Annotated in this window: 16 protein-coding genes and 4 pseudogenes; 18 read left to right on the top strand and 2 right to left on the bottom strand. The window is 40.6% G+C overall.

What is annotated here, in order from left to right; genetic code table 11:
• The first annotated feature begins 9 nt into the window (after window positions 1–9).
• From M2353_RS14855 to M2353_RS14835, 5 genes are all read left to right on the top strand, one after another.
• Window positions 10–684, top strand: a complete 675-nt coding sequence (locus M2353_RS14855) for a zinc metallopeptidase (protein ID WP_024719711.1) — start codon at window positions 10–12, stop codon at window positions 682–684.
• A 48-nt stretch (window positions 685–732) separates the two neighbouring features.
• A complete protein-coding gene (locus tag M2353_RS14850) occupies window positions 733–2,025 on the top strand; it encodes a hemolysin family protein (RefSeq protein ID WP_024719710.1) in 1,293 nt (430 codons plus the stop codon).
• Between the two features lie 136 nt (window positions 2,026–2,161).
• Entirely contained in the window at window positions 2,162–2,563 is a 402-nt protein-coding gene (locus M2353_RS14845) for a secondary thiamine-phosphate synthase enzyme YjbQ (protein ID WP_284725650.1), read from the top strand.
• Window positions 2,564–2,577: 14 nt separating this feature from the next.
• Entirely contained in the window at window positions 2,578–3,609 is a 1,032-nt protein-coding gene (locus M2353_RS14840) for an NAD(P)H-dependent flavin oxidoreductase (protein WP_284725649.1), read from the top strand.
• A gap of 24 nt (window positions 3,610–3,633) precedes the next feature.
• Window positions 3,634–3,882: a hypothetical protein gene (locus M2353_RS14835; RefSeq protein WP_041091815.1), complete on the top strand. Its 249-nt coding sequence runs from the start codon at window positions 3,634–3,636 to the stop codon at window positions 3,880–3,882.
• 21 nt (window positions 3,883–3,903) lie between these two features.
• Here the strand turns inward: M2353_RS14835 and M2353_RS14830 are convergent, their stop codons facing one another.
• A complete protein-coding gene (locus tag M2353_RS14830; RefSeq protein WP_008345763.1) occupies window positions 3,904–4,644 on the bottom strand; it encodes a protein-glutamine gamma-glutamyltransferase in 741 nt (246 codons plus the stop codon).
• 156 nt (window positions 4,645–4,800) lie between these two features.
• Here M2353_RS14830 and M2353_RS20295 point away from each other — a divergent pair.
• The 9 genes and pseudogenes from M2353_RS20295 to M2353_RS14805 all read left to right on the top strand — a co-directional run.
• Window positions 4,801–5,850: pseudogene (locus tag M2353_RS20295) on the top strand (cache domain-containing protein); the annotation flags it as partial.
• Entirely contained in the window at window positions 5,842–6,792 is a 951-nt protein-coding gene (locus M2353_RS20290) for a methyl-accepting chemotaxis protein (protein ID WP_370529240.1), read from the top strand. The pseudogene M2353_RS20295 and the gene M2353_RS20290, both read left to right, overlap by 9 nt.
• Window positions 6,793–6,918: 126 nt before the next feature.
• Window positions 6,919–7,962 (top strand): annotated as a pseudogene (locus tag M2353_RS20285) (HAMP domain-containing protein); the annotation flags it as partial.
• Window positions 7,957–8,907 carry a methyl-accepting chemotaxis protein gene (locus M2353_RS20280; RefSeq protein WP_370529239.1) on the top strand — a complete coding sequence of 317 codons (951 nt, stop codon included), beginning with the start codon at window positions 7,957–7,959 and terminating at the stop codon, window positions 8,905–8,907. The pseudogene M2353_RS20285 and the gene M2353_RS20280, both read left to right, overlap by 6 nt.
• 179 nt (window positions 8,908–9,086) lie before the next feature.
• Window positions 9,087–10,124: pseudogene (locus tag M2353_RS20275) on the top strand (HAMP domain-containing protein); the annotation flags it as partial.
• Window positions 10,116–11,063 (top strand): methyl-accepting chemotaxis protein, encoded by a 948-nt coding sequence (locus M2353_RS20270; protein WP_370539194.1) that lies wholly within the window; start codon window positions 10,116–10,118, stop codon window positions 11,061–11,063. The pseudogene M2353_RS20275 and the gene M2353_RS20270, both read left to right, overlap by 9 nt.
• 165 nt (window positions 11,064–11,228) lie before the next feature.
• Window positions 11,229–12,272: pseudogene (locus M2353_RS20265) on the top strand (HAMP domain-containing protein); the annotation flags it as partial.
• On the top strand, window positions 12,264–13,217 hold the full coding sequence (locus tag M2353_RS20260; RefSeq protein ID WP_370529237.1) for a methyl-accepting chemotaxis protein: 954 nt from the start codon (window positions 12,264–12,266) through the stop codon (window positions 13,215–13,217). The pseudogene M2353_RS20265 and the gene M2353_RS20260, both read left to right, overlap by 9 nt.
• 90 nt (window positions 13,218–13,307) lie before the next feature.
• Window positions 13,308–13,832, top strand: coding sequence for a type 1 glutamine amidotransferase domain-containing protein (locus M2353_RS14805; protein WP_284725645.1), 525 nt, complete (start codon window positions 13,308–13,310; stop codon window positions 13,830–13,832).
• A 55-nt stretch (window positions 13,833–13,887) separates the two neighbouring features.
• Here M2353_RS14805 and M2353_RS14800 read toward each other — a convergent pair whose 3' ends face one another.
• Window positions 13,888–14,877 carry a Gfo/Idh/MocA family protein gene (locus tag M2353_RS14800; RefSeq protein ID WP_217816362.1) on the bottom strand — a complete coding sequence of 330 codons (990 nt, stop codon included), beginning with the start codon at window positions 14,875–14,877 and terminating at the stop codon, window positions 13,888–13,890.
• Between the two features lie 200 nt (window positions 14,878–15,077).
• Between M2353_RS14800 and M2353_RS14795 the strand changes: the two genes are divergently transcribed.
• The 4 genes from M2353_RS14795 (at window position 15,078) to M2353_RS14780 (ending at window position 18,281) form a co-directional block, all read left to right on the top strand.
• Entirely contained in the window at window positions 15,078–15,470 is a 393-nt protein-coding gene (locus tag M2353_RS14795) for a DoxX family protein (protein WP_008344160.1), read from the top strand.
• Window positions 15,471–15,535: 65 nt separating this feature from the next.
• Window positions 15,536–16,678: an AI-2E family transporter gene (locus M2353_RS14790; RefSeq protein ID WP_116306123.1), complete on the top strand. Its 1,143-nt coding sequence runs from the start codon at window positions 15,536–15,538 to the stop codon at window positions 16,676–16,678.
• A 124-nt stretch (window positions 16,679–16,802) separates the two neighbouring features.
• The gene (locus M2353_RS14785; RefSeq protein ID WP_284725644.1) at window positions 16,803–17,636 is read left to right on the top strand and encodes an undecaprenyl-diphosphate phosphatase; all 834 of its coding nucleotides are present in this window, start codon (window positions 16,803–16,805) and stop codon (window positions 17,634–17,636) included.
• 171 nt (window positions 17,637–17,807) lie between these two features.
• The gene (locus tag M2353_RS14780) at window positions 17,808–18,281 is read left to right on the top strand and encodes a stress protein (protein WP_284725643.1); all 474 of its coding nucleotides are present in this window, start codon (window positions 17,808–17,810) and stop codon (window positions 18,279–18,281) included.
• Window positions 18,282–18,290 lie beyond the last annotated feature (9 nt).

Raw genomic sequence — 18,290 nt, 5'->3', positions numbered from 1 at the left:
ATGAGCATGCTGTTTTTTTATTTTTTAACATTTGCCGCATTGGGATTGTCTTTTTGGGCACAATTTAAAGTAAAGAATAATTTTGAAAAGTATTCAAAGGTTGAAGCTGCCAGTATGAAAACAGGTGCTGAAACCGCTCGATATATTTTAGATCGCAACGGGTTATACGATGTACCCGTTGAACCGGTAAGAGGAACTTTGACTGATCATTACGACCCGACGCAGCGTGTGGTTCGTTTATCTGAACCAGTGTATTATGGCCATTCCATTTCGGCCATTTCAGTCGCATCACACGAGGTTGGACATGCCTTGCAGCATCAGGAATCCTATGGTGCGCTTGTCTTGAGACATAAGATCTTCCCTGTCGTGAACTTTGCATCTGGTGTTGCCCCGCTTCTTTTCCTAGGTGGATTATTGCTCGGCAGCCTTAACTTAATCGGGCTTGGGATCGTTCTGTTCTCAGCTGCTGTGTTCTTTCAGCTAGTGACATTGCCTGTTGAGTTTAACGCAAGTTCTCGTGCAAAGAATATCATTGTTTCAGAAGGAATCATTAGAAGCAGTGAAGAAAGAGGCGTGAACAAGGTGTTAAATGCCGCAGCTCTTACGTACGTAGCAGCGGCCCTTGTCTCCCTGTTTGAATTGCTCCGTTTTGTAATGATCTTCCTAAATGGCCGTAATGATTAATTGACGCCAGAGGAGGTGAGCCCTTACCCGTGTTAGGTAAGGGTTTTTTTGTATATTTTAAACGTATTTTTAGTCCTATTACTCATTGCTGCGACAGCATTTTTTGTTGTCACTGAATTTGCGATTGTGAAAATTAGAGGCTCAAAAATCAATCAGCTGATTGAAAGCGGTGATAAGAGAGCCATTCATGTTCAGAAACTGACAACCAACCTTGATGAATATTTATCTGCCTGTCAGCTTGGCATTACCATCACGGCATTAGGCTTAGGGTGGTTAGGGGAGCCGACAGTGGAACATTTCCTGCATCCGCTTTTTGAAAAGGCAGGGCTTCATTCCGCTTTGACAGACATCATATCGTTTATCATTGCCTTTGTGATCATTACGTTTTTGCATGTTGTCGTTGGGGAACTTGCTCCCAAAACGATTGCCATTCAAAAGGCAGAAGCCGTCAGTCTTGTGACGGCAAAACCTCTTATTTTTTTCTATAAAGTCATGTACCCGTTTATTAAAGCATTAAATGGGGCTGCACGAGGCATTGTGAAATTATTTGGTTTTCATTCTGTCAAAGAACATGAAGTGGCGATCAGTGAGGAAGAATTGCGTCTCATCCTGTCTGAAAGCTACGAAAAGGGCGAGATCAACCAATCTGAATACAAATATGTCAATAAAATATTTGAATTTGATAACCGAGTGGCGAGAGAAATCATGATCCCGCGCACAGAAATCTCTGCCATTGAAATTGAACAGAGCCTGGAAGACGTGACTCATTATATGCTGAACGAAAGGTATACACGTTATCCTGTCATTAAAGAAGACAAAGATCATGTCATTGGTGTGATCAATAGCAAAGACGTATTTAAAGCAAGTTTTCTCAATCAAGAGGTGTCCATTGAAGACTTAATGCGCCCTGTCATTCGTGTCATTGAAAGTACACCGATTCAAGAACTGTTGATTTTGATGCAAAAGGAACGGATTCATATGTCGGTGCTTGTAGATGAATACGGCGGAACAGCAGGTCTCGTCACAGTTGAAGACATATTAGAAGAAATTGTTGGCGAAATTCGAGATGAATATGATCAAGATGAAACCCCGCATATTGTGAAAAAAGGTGACTTCCACTATGTCATGGATGGGAAAGCCTTGATCGATGAAGTAAATGATTTATTGGATTTAGCGATTGAAAATGATGATGTTGATACAATTGCAGGCTGGATGATGACGCATAAAATTGATTTTGACATTGGAGATATCATTGAAGCAGAAGGCTGTGAATTTAAAATTGTCGATGCAGAAGATCATCATATTCGAACCATAGAAGTAAAAAAGGTTCACTTTTCCTAAAAACCTCGGAGCTATTGACGAGGTTTTTTTGCTTGGTAAACTTTAGGTAAGAAGATTTGTTTCTGCCAACCGGCAGTGATTGGTTTCACATAAAAAGGGTATGGTTTTATAGACATGATCAAAAGGAGCCAGTGAAATGAAAAAAATCAACGTACAAACAGACAAACACGATGACATGATAGACATTACCCATGAAGTTCAGCAATATGTCCGGGAAACTGGGATTCAAAACGGAACGGTTATGGTCTATTGTCCACATACGACGGCTGGAATCACCATTAATGAAAATGTCGACCCAGACGTCAAACGAGATATGCTGCGCCGGCTTGACGAAGTCTTTCCGTGGGAACATTCAAAAGATCGTCATATGGAAGGCAATACAGCAGCGCATATGAAAGCTAGTTATATGGGAGCATCTCAGCACGTTCTTGTCCATCATGGTGATCTTGTGCTTGGAACGTGGCAGGGAATCTATTTTTGTGAGTTTGACGGACCGAGACATCGTCACTTTTATGTACAGGTGTCATCTAACGAGTAAGGGCGGGGGAGAAGATGGGAGAATTCACAGCGTTACTTCAAATTGAACATGGCATCATTCAAGCACCAATGGCAGGAGGAGCGGTGACGCCGCAGCTTGTCGCCGCTGTTTCACAATATGGGGGTCTCGGCAGCTTAGCAAGTGGTTATGTACAGCCTGAAAAGATGAGGCAGCAAATCAGACAGGTCAAACAGCTGACATCTCGTCCATTTCAAGTGAATGTGTTTGTCCCTGAACCCATTTCAGAAACGAAAACAGAAGATGTATCATTTTGGACAGATCGGCTGCCTGTCATACCAGAAGCACAGATAATCCCTAGCGAAGAAGAATTATGGAAGGACTATGAACAAAAAATCAACATTCTTCAAGAAGAAGAAGTCCCAGCTGTGTCGTTTACATTTGCCTGTCCAAACGAACAAACAATTCATCACCTGAAACAAAAGGGGATCTTTCTCATCGGAACAGCTACAACAAAAAAAGAAGCACTGCTTTTAGAAGAAAAAGGAATGGATGCCATTGTTCTGCAAGGAAGCGAAGCAGGAGGGCACCGAGGCACCTTTTTACCTTCAAAGGGAGATGCTCTGCAGGGACTTTTCTGCCTGATCAGTGATGTCAGGTCTGTCTGTCATATCCCATTGATTGCCGCTGGAGGTATCACAGACAGGACCACTATGAAAGCAGCACTAGCACTTGGAGCAGATTCGGTTCAAATAGGGACACGATTTTTAGCGAGTCAAGAAAGTGGTGCGGCAGATGTGTACAAAAAGGCGCTGTTACAGGCAGAAGGCAGTGAAACAGCGATGACACGGCTTTTCTCTGGAAAAAAAGCCAGAGGTATTGTCAATCAGTGGATGGAGGAAGAAAGACGAAATGAAGACCGGGTTCTTCCCTATCCTATACAGCACGTATGGACAACACCGATGCGAAAAGCGGCAGCTGCTGCAGGAAACCCAGAACAAATGGCTCTTTGGGCAGGTCAGGGGGTTGGCCGTATTCATTCCATTTTAACCGTTGATGAGATCATGCATGAACTTACGCAGATATAATTTGATGATGGGTGGTGTGACAGGATGGAAATCTTAAAACATTCATATCGGAAAAAAGGACAAATTGAATTTCTATTTGATGATTTTCCACACTCCCCTGCCGTCCTTACCCCCATTCGTCATTACTATTTCGTTCGTTATGTGAAATGGAATCAGCACGACCCTCCAGTCACAAGAAACGACCTAGAAGAAATGGAAATCCTAGCAAACGCAATGCTTGGCACGCTCCATGATTACCGCAAACGCAAGGCATACAAAGGCCCCTTGTCATAACCTATAGACAAGAGGCCTTTTTTAGCTGCCAAACATTTGCCTGAGATAAATAACATCCATCCTAGTAGTCTGCGGCAGTAAATAAGCGGACTGAACCGCCCCTGGCCGTCTTCTGGCATTTAATTTATCGATAATCTCTGCAGCTGTTAAGATCCCAAGCCCATGCCCATAATATTGATCCTCCCCTAGGTAAATCACATTTTCTCCGCGCCATTGAGACTGTTGATAGCTAAACTCTGGATTCTCGAAATATAGGCAATCCCCATAAATAAAATCATTTCCGCGCTCTGTATAAATGGACAATGTATCATAGTGCCAGTCATACAGTGTTAAACTTCTAAGTCTTCGATTGAACTTCTCGTCTCCTACCGTTTGCAAGACTCCCATATAAAACACAATGACAATCGCTGTGGCACATTCAAAGGCATATTTTGAGCCATTTTCAAAGATGTCTTTAATCCCTGTAGATGGCTCGACTTGATAGCGCAGTTCTAACGCTCCGGCCTCTGATACACGCCAATAGGCGTCATTCGCACGGGACCTTTGAAAGATAGCAAATGAGGCACCGCTCTTGTTCAAATCTCTTGCTGCATTCATGATATTCGATCTTAGAGTCACTTCAAATAACAAATCAGATGCCTGCCTATAACGGAACGTATCATTTGAGGCTTGTAACTGCATCAAAATGATCCGCTTTTGTCCTTCTAGCTGAAACGATGCCAGCTGCTCATTTGTCACTGGCTGTCCTGAAAGGATAATCATATGAAAAGCGCCCCCTTTTGTATTAGCGTATGCGGGATGCTTGGGCAAGGAATCAATTTGTGAAAATAAACAAAAAGTCATCCTTTTTATTTGAAAAACATGAAAATAATATGAAGCTGTCCGATATAAAACATAACGTTTAAAAGGAGGAAAAACATGAAAAGTATCATAAAATGGTTGAAAAAACCATCGATTTCTAAAAGGCTGATTATTTCATTCACACTTGTTCTCGTCTTGCCTATCATTACACTCAGTACGATTTCATATCAGATTGCCAAAGAAGAATTAGATCATGAAATCATGTACGGAGCAAACGCAAGAGTCAATGAGCTGAATGACATGATTGAGCAAAAGCTTTTGAATAAGGAGAACGCAGTCAAACTGTTTACCGAAACATCCAGTGCTGCAGACTTTAAAAAGAAAAACCAGGACGAACTGTATGAGCATTTTGAAATATACAGCAAAATCAATGAAGATGATGTGGTTGGTTTTTATGCAGCAAGTAAAAATCGTGATTTTATTCAGTATCCTAAAGTGGACATGCCAAAGGACTATGACCCAACAACTCGTGACTGGTATAAAGCGGCAATGCAGGACGAAAAAGGTGAACCTGTGGTCACCAATCCATACGTCTCTGCCACAACAAACGGCATGGTTGTCACAATTGCCCAGCGCTTGAAAGACGGGTCTGGAGTCATAGGTATCGACATTGAAGTTCAAGACATTGTCGATAAAATCAAAGACATTAAAATTGGACGAGAAGGATATCCAATTATTGCAAATAGAAATAAACAAATTGTAGCTCATCCAGAAGAAAAATCAGGCTCAGCAGTTACAGGGAACATTTCATCAATCCTTTACAGCGGCAAAGAAGGAACATCAACTTATGAGAATAAAGGAGAGCAAAAACGCCTCGTTTTTGTAACAAATGATTTAACAGGTTGGAAAATTGCTGGAACGATGTTTGTATCAGAAACAGAAGAAGCAGCACAGCCAGTTTGGAATTCTGCCATTATTCTTTTAATTTCTTCTTTTATCCTTGGCGGTATTGCGATCTTCTTTATCGTTCGCTCCATCACAATTGGACTTCGAAAGCTTGTTAACTTCTCAGAAAAGGTGAGTGAAGGGGATTTAACAGAAACCCTTGAAACCAAATCGAAGGATGAAATAGGAGATCTTACAAGAAGCTTTAGCAAGATGAGTGAATCTTTGCGTGAAGTCATTCGAGCGGTTCAGCAGTCTGTCGACAATGTAGCTTCAGCTTCAGAAGAGCTGACCGCAAGTGCCAGCCAAACGAGTCAAGCGACAGAGCATATCACAATGTCGATTGAACAATTCTCAAATGGAAATGAAGCGCAAAATGAGAAAGTCGAATCTAGTACGAATCAGCTTGTCGCAATGAATGAAGGGTTACAAGGTATGTCACAAACTTCATCAGAAGTGACTGCTGTCTCCATACAATCGACAGAAGCGGCTGGACAAGGCGGACGTATCGTTGAAAGCACAGCGAATCAAATGAAACATATCGATACATCTGTACAAGAAGCCGAACAAGTCATGAAAGAATTAGAATACAAATCTAAAGATATTACGAGCATTTTAAATGTCATTAATGGCATCGCAGATCAAACGAATTTACTTGCACTCAATGCAGCCATAGAAGCAGCAAGAGCAGGTGAATCAGGGCGCGGTTTCTCTGTCGTAGCAGAGGAAGTCAGAAAACTAGCAGTCCAATCCGCAGATTCAGCGAAAGAAATTGAAAAGCTGATCCAAGAAATTGTGTTGGAAATTTCCAAATCTCAAGAGATGTTCAAAGCTGTCAACCGAGAAGTAAATGCAGGACTTGGGATGACAGAAGAAGCAAAAGAAAGCTTCCAAAACATCTATGAAGCGGCAGAAGGTATGTCGAAAAAGCTCACTCAATTAAATGATACAGCGGTTGACCTATCAAGCGGGTCAAAACTTGTATCACAAGCCATGCAAGAGATGCGTCAAGTTTCAAGAGAAAGTGCGGCGAACATTCAAGATATTGCGGCATCTGCTGAAGAACAATTGGCATCTATGGAAGAAATTTCGTCCTCTTCTGTCACACTTGCCAATATGGCTGAGGAACTAAAAGAGCTGACAAGTCAATTTAAAATTGATTAAAAAACGATGAAAAAATATCCAGAATTGTCTGGGTATTTTTTTTATTTTTAAACGTCATTTCCAGCCCTCTAAAAATAAACCTTTCATCCGATAATAACTTTAGAGAAGTAAAGGGGGAAAGAGAAAATGGGAAAAATGATCCAATGGTTCAAAAAACCATCCATTTCTAAAAAATTAGTTATTGCCTTTTTGGTAGTCCTTATACTGCCAACTGTTGCACTGACCATTAGTGCGTTTTTCACATCAAAGACAGAGTTAGACAAACAGATTATGGGCAGTGCGATGAGTCAGGTCAATGCATTTGATACCTTAATCGATGAGAATATTGGGAACAAGGCAGAGGCTGTGACTCTGTTTACAGATGATCTCAAAGCGGCTAATCTTCAAGAAAAAAATAGAAAAGCCACCATTAAAGAATTGCAGCAATATGGAAAAATTAATGAAAAAGATGTCTCAGCCATTTATGCAGGTTCAGAAAAGGGTTTGTTCATGCAATACCCAGTTCAAAAAATGCCTGAAGGCTATGACCCGCGAGAGCGTCCATGGTATCAAGAGGCCATGAGTGCTGATGGTAAACAAGTCATCACGAAGCCATATGTCGCAGCATCTACAGGTAAAATGGTCATCACCATTGCCCAAAAAACGAAAGACGGCTCAGGGGTGATTGGTCTTGATATGGAAATTGACAGCCTCATTCAAAAGCTAAAAGAAATCAAAATAGGTCAAAAAGGATATGCTTTCATCATGGAGAAGGATAAAACTGTGTTAGCAGATCCAACCCAAAAGCCAGGAAGCAAAGTCAATGAGAATTTGGCGAACATTATTTTTAAAAACAAACAAGGAAACGGCAGCTATACACTCAATGGAACAGATAAAAAGGTAGCTTATGTCACCAATGAACTAACCGGCTGGAAAATCGGTGGTACGATGCTCGTATCAGAAGTAGAGGATGCAGCTAAACCCGTTTTTAATACAGCCATTATTGTGTTCAGTGTGACACTGATCGTAGCAGGAACCCTCATCTTCTTTATTGTCCGCTCTATTTCAAGTAGATTATCCAATCTGGCCCGTTTCTCGAAAAAGGTCAGCGATGGTGATTTACGTGATAAACTTCAGATTCAATCAGATGATGAAATAGGACAAGTTGGTAAAGGCTTTAATACGATGATTGACTCATTAAGATCCCTCATTGGTGCCGTCCAAACCTCCGTTGAAAATGTCGCTTCTTCATCAGAAGAACTGACCGCAAGCGCAGGACAAACAAGTAAAGCAACAGAGCATATTACATTAGCCATTGAACAATTCTCTACTGGTAACGAAAGCCAGAATGATAAAGTGGAATCAAGCTCAGAAGAGTTAGAAGAAATGAACAGAGGCCTTCAGCACATGAATGAATCGGCCGAATCGATTACCGCTTCATCCATCAAATCAACAGAGATTGCAGGAGAAGGCGGACAGCTAGTAGAAAAAACCGCTTCTCAAATGAACGTGATTGATCAATCAGTGAAAAAAGCAGAGAATGTCATCAGTGCGCTAGAAAGCAAATCAAAAGATATTACCCAGATTCTTGGTGTCATTAATGGCATCGCAGATCAAACGAATTTACTTGCGCTGAATGCAGCAATTGAGGCAGCAAGAGCTGGAGAATCTGGTCGAGGTTTCTCCGTTGTAGCAGAAGAAGTAAGAAAACTTGCTGTTCAATCTGCCAACTCAGCGAAAGAAATTGAAAACTTAATCAAAGAAATCGTTCAAGATATTGATGTATCACAAGAAGTATTCACAGCAGTAAATCAAGAAGTTCAATCAGGCTTAAGCTTTACTGAACAAACGAAAGTCAGCTTCCACAATATTTTCGACATGACCAAAGAAATCTCAGATCAGCTCCAAACAATGAATCGAACAGTTGTCCAGTTGTCAAAAGGATCTGCACATGTTTCTGAGGCTGTCCGTGAGATTGCAGACGTATCCCGTGAAAGCTCCGCCAATATTCAAGACATTGCGGCTTCAGCAGAAGAACAGCTGGCATCAATGGAAGAGATCAGCTCATCCTCTGCCACCCTTTCTTCAATGGCAGAAGAATTACGTGATTTGATTAGCAAATTTAAAGTCGAATAAACCAAATGAAAAGAACCTCCAGCTTTTTGGGGTTCTTTTTTTGAAGTGAATAAATCGAAAGAAATAGGTAAATATGCTTATTTTAGTGGTTTTTTGAACATTACACCTTGAAAAATAATCCGTATTACCTAAGAATAGAGGGGGATGATCCCAAATCATAAATCAAAAGGAGTAGAGTCATGAAAAAAATCAACTTTTTTAAGCACTTTACGATGTCAAAGAAATTAATTACTGCATTCTTAGCGATTCTCCTAGTGCCCATTCTTGTGTTGGCCGCATTTTCCTATGAAGTGGCGTCTAAGTCTCTCAATGATGAGATTATGTCTAGCGCTGCAAATGGTGTGAATCAATTAAATGAACTGATCAATAAAGATGTACAGCCTAAAATTGATATTGTTTCATATTTATCTAAATCGGTGAAAAAAAAGGAACTGGCCTCTAAAAATAAGGATTTACTTAAGGTGAAATTAGAGCAACTATCGGAAACAGACGACGATGTCGTAGAAGTATTTGTTGCAGATCAGAATGGTAAACTAACTGAATATTCCGAGATTCATAAAGGCAGTACCAAAAGCGCAAAAAATGAACCATGGTTTCAACAATCAATGGGAGATGACAAACTCATCATTTCAGATCCTTTTACAGACAAATCATCAGATGACCTGCTCATCACAATATCAGAACAGTTAGCAGATGGTTCTGGTGTTATCGGCATAAATGTACGATTGAACACAATTGTGAAAGATACAAACAGCATCAAAATTGGTCAAGAAGGTTATGCGTTTGTCGCTACCTCAGACCAACGTTACATTGCTCATAAAACGGAAAAGGCCGGGACGAAACTGACAGGCGATTTCATCGAAAAAATGTATCACAATAAAAAAGGCAGTTTCGAATATGAATTCAATGGACAGCCGAAGCAAATGTTTTATGACACAAATGAAGCGACAGGCTGGAAGCTCGCAGGCACCATGTATGTTAACGAAGTGAAAGAAGCCGCACAGCCAGTGCTTGACTTAACCATGATCATCCTAGCTGCTGCGATTGTCATCGGTGGAATCGCGATTTATTTTATTATTAAATCGATCCGAAAACCACTCATAGAGCTCTCTGAATCGGCTGAGAAAATCAGTCAGGGGGATCTCACCCAGCATATTGAGGTGCGCACACATGATGAAATCGGCAAGCTTGCACAGAGTTTTAACGATATGTCAGCAAAGCTGAAACAAGTCATTCAAGCCGTCCAGAATTCAATTGAAAATGTTGCTGCTTCATCTGAAGAATTAACGGCTAGTGCAGGACAGACAGCCCAAGCGACTGAGCATATTACCTCATCTATTGAACAGTTCTCAAACAGCAATGAACATCAAAATGAGATGATTGAAAAAAGCTCTGTCCAGCTAAATGACATGGATCGCAGCTTATCACATATGGTCAACACGACTTCTCACATGATGGAATCATCTATCGAGTCTAGCAAAACCGCTCAGGCTGGTGGAGAGCTCGTTCAAAAAACAGCAGGTCAAATGCAAACGATTGAACAAGCAGTGAAAGAAGCAGAGCTTGTGATTGCAGGGCTAGAACAGAAATCTAAGGACATTACAAGCATTCTTGGAGTCATCAACGGCATTGCAGATCAGACGAACCTCCTCGCTTTAAATGCAGCGATAGAAGCCGCGCGTGCAGGTGAGGCAGGAAGAGGCTTCTCTGTGGTCGCAGAAGAAGTCCGCAAGCTGGCAGAGCAATCAGGCAGCTCTTCAAAAGAAATTGAAAGCCTAACGAACGAAATTGTAGATGAAATTGAAAAGTCGCAGAAGATGTTTAGACAAGTAGCAGGTGAAGTTCAATCTGGATTAAACATTACAGATGAAACGAAAGTGAGTTTTGAGAAAATCACCCATAAGACATCAGAAATGACAGAACAAATGAAACAAATGAACGGATCAGCCCAAGAACTTTCTCATGGCTCAAACGATATTTCACAAGCAGTCAATCAAATCAAAGAGCTTTCACGTGAAAGTTCCGCAGGTTTCCAAGATATTGCGGCTTCAGCAGAAGAACAGCTGGCATCAATGGAAGAGATCAGCTCATCTTCCGCCACTTTATCTCAAATGGCAGAAGAACTGAGAGAGCTCATCAAACAATTTAAAATATAAGAGTCATAGTAGAACCCCTGACGTTTTGACGTCAGGGGTTTTTCCGTTATTTGCACATAATTTGGGTATTTTGGACTTATCTAGACTTTAATAAGTTAAAAAAGTAAAGAACCTAGTAGTACTTCCGATATATATACTATCTTACTAAAAGGAGTTTTCTTTTTTATGAATTTCATACAGTATTTCAAAAAACCATCGATATCAAAAAAGCTCGTTTTCTCTTTCTTATTTATTCTTTTATGCCCAATTATCGTATTGGCATTCTCTTCATATCATACGGCGAGCACCTCTTTAAATGATCAAATCATGCAAAGTGCAAAGGAAAATGTAGAACAGCTGGACAAAAACATTACGAAGGTTGTAAAAGTAAAAACAGACGCAGCCGATTTCTTTAGCAAATGGATTACGGAGAAAAAGCTGGGGCAAAAAGGAACGACTGATATTCAAGGACGCTTTGAGCAGTTCATGAGCATGAATGATGACACAGAAGGCATCTTTGTTGCTTCAAGTGATGGAAAAGTGTTCTCAAGATATCCTAATCAAAAAATGCCTGCTGATTATGTCGCAACTGAGCGGGATTGGTACAAAGATGGCTGGGCGAAAAACGGTGAGCTGTCTGTTTCCGCTCCATATCCAACCGCATCAACTGGTACGCTTGTTGTGACGATTTCTAAAAAACTAGAGGATGGTTCTGGTGTTATTGCCATGAACCTGGACATTGCGAATCTAGTAAAAGAGTCTAATAGTATCAATATTGGTAAAGAAGGTCATGCTTTTATCGGCAGCCCATATCGAACATACGTGGCACACCCAACGAAAAAAGCAGGAACAAAATTAACAGGTGATTGGGTAGACAAGCTTTATACACAAGACAAAGGTTCAATGAGTTATATGTTTGAAGGAAAAGAAAAGCAAATGGAGTTCACAACAAACAAAGCGACTGGTTGGAAAATTGCCGGTACAATGTTTGTCAATGAAGTAGAAGAAGCGGCGCAGCCAGTCTTCAACATGGCGGCTATTATATTAGCTGGTGCGCTCATCATTGGCGGTATTCTCATCTTCTTTATCATCCGTTCTATTACAAAACCACTTTCCATGCTTGTCTCCTCTTCTAAGAAGATTAGCGAAGGAGATTTAACAGAAAAAATTGATGTTAAATCAAAGGATGAAATTGGTCAGCTCGGTACAAGTTTTAATGAAATGAGTGAGTCACTCAGAGACGTCATCCAAGCTGTACAGACATCTGTTGAAAACGTGGCGTCATCGTCGGAAGAATTGACGGCAAGTGCAGGTCAAACGACAAAAGCAACCGAACACATTACATCATCCATTGAAACATTCTCGAACGGAAACGAAAATCAAAGTGAAATGGTGGAACAAAGTGCAGCCCACTTGAAACAAATGAACGAAGGGCTAAATGAAGTTGCACAAACATCTGATGTCATTACAGAATCATCGGTTCAATCAAAAACAGTCGCAGAAACAGGCGGACAGCTTGTTGAACAGACAGTTGGCCAAATGAAAACGATTGATCATTCAGTGAAAGAAGCTGAAAGTGTGATTAACGGATTAGAGCATAAATCAAAAGATATCACCAACATTTTAGGTGTCATTAACGGTATAGCAGATCAAACGAATTTACTGGCTCTGAATGCAGCCATTGAAGCAGCACGTGCGGGTGAGTCAGGCAGAGGCTTCTCGGTTGTAGCAGAAGAAGTCCGTAAGCTGGCGGTTCAATCATCAGATTCTGCAAAAGAGATTGAAAAACTCGTCAAAGAAATTGTCTCTGAAATAGAAACGTCTCAAAATATGTTCAAATCTGTGAATGAAGAAGTAAAAAATGGCCTATCAATTACAGACCAAACAAAAGAAAGCTTCTCACAAATCAATCAGCAAACGGCAGAAATTGCGACAAGAATCAATGAAATGAATACGACAGTTCGTGAGCTTTCAAAAGGATCTGAGCAAATTTCTAAAGCAGTGAATGAAATTGCAGATGTATCGAGAGAGAGTTCAGCAAGTATTCAAGATATCGCGGCATCAGCAGAAGAACAGCTGGCATCAATGGAAGAGATTAGTTCTTCTTCGACGACGCTTTCCCAAATGGCGGAAGAATTGCGTGACTTAATTAAAAAATTCAAGATCAGTGAATAATGGAAAGTGGTTCTCCTCAAGGGGAACCGCTTTTCTTTTTAAGAGATGATCTCGTACAATAGAGGAAATCCGAAGAAAAGGAGAGATGTTATGCGTTTATCAAATAAGAAGGTCATTGCGTTAGTCAGTGATGATTTTGAAGATTTAGAGCTATGGTATCCCGTTTTGCGATTAAGAGAAGAGGGGGCAACTGTCCATCTCGTAGGCGAAAAAGCAGATCATGAATATATCGGGAAGTACGGAGTGCCAGCTGTATCAGATGTAGACTTCTATTCCATTCAAGCAGATGATTATGATGCGGTTCTCGTTCCTGGGGGATGGGCACCGGATAAACTGCGCCGATATCCAGAAGTATTAGACATCGTTCGTACGTTTGATGCAAAGGGCAAACCGATCGGACAAATCTGTCATGCCGGATGGGTGCTCATTTCAGCTGGTATCCTGAAAGGTAAAAAAGTGACGAGTACACCTGGTATTAAAGATGATATGACGAATGCTGGAGCGGAATGGTTTGATGAAGCCGTTGTGACAGATGGTCATATTGTATCAAGCAGACGCCCGCCGGACCTTCCGCCATATGTGAAAGCATTTGCCGATGTATTAGCGGCAAACTAGATTCACACGAACAAACAAAGGGCTGTAAAACGCCCTTTGTTCATTCAATGCCTCATTACATTTGTCTGTCGGCTGGATAGATAATGCCCATTTGTCTTCTCGCCTCGTCCATGACGGACATGGTTTGAACGGATAAGGCAAATGTATTGACTGGCGACTGTCCCTTTTTTTGCTTGATGCATTGAATGAAGTGATCGATTTCATAATACATAGCAGGTTGATCATCTTTGATAGAAATATCGGTTTGCTTTCCATTTCGATCATGGATGGTGATACGAGAAGGACGGTGAAATTGATCAATCACCATTGTGGCATCCTCCCCTTGAATTTCAGCAGATACATGAGACGTTGAGATTTTTGAATGAAAAAGCAGTGCTTGATGCCCTTCATATTGTAAAAGTAATGAACCGCTCCCATCAACTCCAGAAGAAAGTGTATAGCCTCTCGCGGTGATTTGATGTGGCAGCCCGAATAAATAAATGATGGGAAAGACAAGATACACGCCGATGTCCATTAAGGAGCCATTGGATAATTCCGGCTTAAAAGCATTTGGAATCTCACCGTTTCGGTAGGCATCGTATCTTGAGGAATATTTACAGTAATGAGCGATCACTTGCCGAATGGGGCCTAGTTGATCAAGATGCTGTTTGATTTGAAGAAAATTCGGCAGAAATGTGGTCTTCATCGCTTCCATTAAGCACACCTGATATTTTTTCGCAGCAGCAATCATTTCTTCAGCCTCTTTCCGGTGAGAGGCCAATGGTTTTTCACATAATACATGTTTTTGATGCGCCATCATCAGCATCGCTTGCTCTTTGTGAAGGGCGTTTGGACTTGCGATATACACAGCATCAAACGCATCACTTGCCGCCATTTGCTGTAAATTAGTAAAGACGGTATCAATGCCATACTTGTCTGCAAATGCCTGTCCTTTTTCAGCAGACCGAGAATAGACGGCCGTACATGTAAAATCCGCCACTCCTTCACCAGCCTGTAAGAATCGATCTGTAATCCAATTCGTTCCGATGACAGCAAATCGAATCATCACATTCCCTCCTTCTGCTTTTCTCTGATTATACATGCTTTGAAAGCGTTTGTATGAAAGAATCTTCTTTTTTATTGAAAAGCGGATGAAACCTTTACCTTAGCTGATGCGTCTTACATAAAGAATATAAATGTACGAAAAGTGGATAGTTTCCTCCTTCATTCGGGTAATACTTGAGAAGGAGGGAGGAGGAAACGAACATGAAGCGCATCCTACATATAGGAAGTACATACGCTTTCGCGCTTTTATTCATAGCAGCCGGTGTTTTTCATGTGATAGAGCCAAGCGGCTTTGCCCGCATGATGTCTGGATGGCCATTTCCCTATGGCATCATTTATGCCACCGCATGCTTGGAATGGCTGCTGGCCGTATTACTGCTTCTTCCAAACGTAAGGATTGTGGCAGCAAAAATGATCGCTGTCTATCTGGTGCTCATTTTCCCTGCGAACCTTTTTGCTGCGAGAGAAGGGATTCCATTTCCAGGGCAAGAGAGCACAGAACAAGCCTTGTTATGGATGAGATTAATCGGACAACCGATATTGATTGGATGGGCCATGTCCATTGCGAAACGTGAAAAAAAGCTGAAACAATGATCACAAAATGATGATCAAGTAGTGTACAATTTACTAATAAAATAGCCCGTGTTTGGAGGAAAGATATGAATTCTATGCAAATGTGGAGCAGTCGATTTAGAAAATTTTTTCTTGATAACAAGTTTGTTCTCTTTTTACTCATTCTGCTATTAATAGGTTTGAATATCCTTGTTTTCATGAAAACATCTTTTATTTTCACACCGCTCATTGTACTCATCAAAACCATTGCCTTACCGATTATTTTAACGGGGGTTGTGTATTATTTATTAAATCCGATTGTGAATTTATTAGAGAAATTTAAGGTCAAACGGATCTTTTCGATCTTGCTTTTATATATTCTCATAATTGGGATTATTACAGTGACCATCGTGTCCATTATTCCTTTTTTACAAGCACAAACGATGAGTCTGTTTCATAATCTGCCAAAATACGTTGATACGGTAGAAGAACAGATTAGACAATTAACTGGAAGTAACTTTATTAGTCAAGTGCAGAAAACGATGAACTTTAACGTCTCTGAATTGGTAAGTAAAGCGTCAAGTCAAGCGACGAAGATTTTGGAAAGCACTTTTACCGGAGTCGGCACTTTCTTAGGGGCGCTTACTGAAATTATCATCTCGATCGTGACGGTTCCGTTCATTCTGTTTTATCTATTAAAAGACGGCAAAAAACTGCCTGACTATTTCTTGAAATTTATTCCGAATAAGCTAAGAGACCATACTCATATCGTGCTTCACGAAATGAACCATCGTCTGAGTTCTTATATACGCGGGCAGATCATTGTCAGCTTCTGTATCGGTATTCTTCTTTTAATTGGCTATATGATTATTGGACTTGACTATGCACTGCTGCTGGCGATTATTGCGGCATGTACAAGTGTAGTGCCATACCTTGGTCCAACCATTGCGATTACACCAGCGATTGTGATTGCGCTTGTGACATCACCAGTGATGCTTTTAAAACTCATCATTGTCTGGACAGTGGTTCAGCTCATTGAAGGGAAATTCATTTCTCCTCAGGTCATGGGGAAAAACCTTCATATCCATCCGATTACGATTATTTTTGTTCTATTAACAGCAGGTAAATTGTTCAGCGTAGTCGGCATCATTGTCGCAATTCCGACGTATGCCGTTCTGAAAGTGATCACGACCCACCTGTTTGATTGGTTCAAAATGCGATCCAATTTGTATAAAGAAGAAAAGGTTTGATGTCATAATCTTTTTTAGAAAAAAATATAGTATCATAAAGACGAGCTTTCGAAAAAGAAAGCTTGTCTTTATGTGGACATAGATGTTTGCCTTCAAAAGATCAGAATTGAAAGGAAAGAAAATCATGAATCTATGGGATTTATTCGTGGCACTGGTTTTAGGAATTGTCGAAGGATTAACAGAGTATGCACCTGTCTCGTCTACAGGGCATATGATCATTGTTGATGATCTTTGGCTAAAATCAAAAGACATCATTACGCCAGAGGCTGCAAACACATTTAAAGTCGTGATTCAGTTAGGATCTATTTTAGCTGTCATGATCGTGTTTAAAGATCGTATTTTGAACTTGTTAGGCTTAAAGAAAAATATCACAGAAGAACAAAAACGCAGCGGACATAAGCTGACCATGGCTCAAATTGCTGTTGGACTCGTCCCAGCCGTCATTTTAGGATTCTTATTTGAAGATTATATTGATAAATATTTGTTTGATGTGAGAACGGTCGCTGTCGGTTTGATTTTAGGGGCTGTGCTGATGCTTGTCGCTGATTGGATCAATAAACGTAAAACAGAAACAAGCTCTGTGGATAATATGACGTACAGACAAGCGCTGTATATCGGGTTATTTCAATGTTTAGCACTATGGCCAGGCTTCTCACGTTCGGGTTCTACAATAGCAGGTGGTGTTATTCTTGGTCTGAATCACCGCGCGGCGGCTGACTTTACGTTTATTATGGCCATGCCGATTATGGCGGGAGCAAGCCTCTTAACACTTGTTAAAAATGCCGAATATTTAACAACAGACATGCTTCCATTCTTTATTGTGGGCTTTGTGAGTGCGTTTATTGTGGCTCTCTTTGTTGTTCGATTCTTCCTAAAACTGATTAATAAAATCAAACTTGTGCCTTTTGCGATCTACCGAATCATCCTCGGTCTGATTTTATTTATCCTGTTTATGTAATGATGGAAAACTACTCTTTTAAAAGAGTAGTTTTTTTGTTGTTTTGCCCTTTTAAACAGTAAAAACGGCCTCTTAATTGGTAGAAAAAGAAGTTTTTTCTTAAATTAGTGTTTAAGTGACAAAGAAAAGGGTAGTACATAGACATACCAATTAAAGGAGGAGTTAGAAATAATGAGGGAAACAAGTAAATTTTTTGTTAGCTCTATGATTGCTACGTCAATGGTTGCTGTCCCTTTATCTCTTACGACTTTTGGTCAAAAGGCTGAAGCTGCTACGACAACAGGTGTCGATGGAAGTGTCTCGATTGATCCAGTAGCCATTGCCGATAAAATTGAACAAGCAGTCAAATCATCTCAAAATCGTGATGGATTTGTAAAAAATGCGGCATACAGTGCATTCTATGAAGCAGGTCAAAATTACAATGTAGTTGTTCAAAACTTGAGCCAAGATCATGACTTTAGCGGACTGAACAATGTTGTTTATTATGATAGTGTTGAATATGACGGCATTACGTTTGGTATTTGGGTATTTGAAGATGGTACGTTTGTCAACAATGGTGACGGCGGCTATATTAACTGGACTTTTGTTGGCAGCTTTGACCGCGAAGAAGGAAGCGGTACTGTCGATTTTCATAAAAGATTCTAATCTCAACGT

Source organism: Bacillus aerius (assembly GCF_029894105.1).
Taxonomy (GTDB): Bacteria; Bacillota; Bacilli; order Bacillales; family Bacillaceae; genus Bacillus; species Bacillus altitudinis.
The sequence above is the reverse complement of the archived record's forward strand: the minus strand, read 5'-3'. Positions and strand labels throughout refer to the sequence as shown.

Excerpts from the sequence above, each read along its gene's own strand:
- M2353_RS14795 (WP_008344160.1), top strand. The coding sequence starts at position 15,078 with ATGAAGCGCATCCTACATATAGGAAGTACATACGCTTTCGCGCTTTTA.
- M2353_RS14785 (WP_284725644.1), top strand. The coding sequence starts at position 16,803 with ATGAATCTATGGGATTTATTCGTGGCACTGGTTTTAGGAATTGTCGAA.
- M2353_RS14830 (WP_008345763.1), bottom strand. The coding sequence starts at position 4,644 with ATGATTATCCTTTCAGGACAGCCAGTGACAAATGAGCAGCTGGCATCG.
- M2353_RS20260 (WP_370529237.1), top strand. The coding sequence starts at position 12,264 with ATGAGTGAGTCACTCAGAGACGTCATCCAAGCTGTACAGACATCTGTT.
- M2353_RS14790 (WP_116306123.1), top strand. The coding sequence starts at position 15,536 with ATGAATTCTATGCAAATGTGGAGCAGTCGATTTAGAAAATTTTTTCTT.
- M2353_RS20270 (WP_370539194.1), top strand. The coding sequence starts at position 10,116 with ATGTCAGCAAAGCTGAAACAAGTCATTCAAGCCGTCCAGAATTCAATT.
- M2353_RS14835 (WP_041091815.1), top strand. The coding sequence starts at position 3,634 with ATGGAAATCTTAAAACATTCATATCGGAAAAAAGGACAAATTGAATTT.
- M2353_RS20290 (WP_370529240.1), top strand. The coding sequence starts at position 5,842 with ATGAGTGAATCTTTGCGTGAAGTCATTCGAGCGGTTCAGCAGTCTGTC.
- M2353_RS14840 (WP_284725649.1), top strand. The coding sequence starts at position 2,578 with ATGGGAGAATTCACAGCGTTACTTCAAATTGAACATGGCATCATTCAA.
- M2353_RS14780 (WP_284725643.1), top strand. The coding sequence starts at position 17,808 with ATGAGGGAAACAAGTAAATTTTTTGTTAGCTCTATGATTGCTACGTCA.
- M2353_RS14805 (WP_284725645.1), top strand. The coding sequence starts at position 13,308 with ATGCGTTTATCAAATAAGAAGGTCATTGCGTTAGTCAGTGATGATTTT.
- M2353_RS14800 (WP_217816362.1), bottom strand. The coding sequence starts at position 14,877 with ATGATTCGATTTGCTGTCATCGGAACGAATTGGATTACAGATCGATTC.
- M2353_RS14845 (WP_284725650.1), top strand. The coding sequence starts at position 2,162 with ATGAAAAAAATCAACGTACAAACAGACAAACACGATGACATGATAGAC.
- M2353_RS20280 (WP_370529239.1), top strand. The coding sequence starts at position 7,957 with ATGATTGACTCATTAAGATCCCTCATTGGTGCCGTCCAAACCTCCGTT.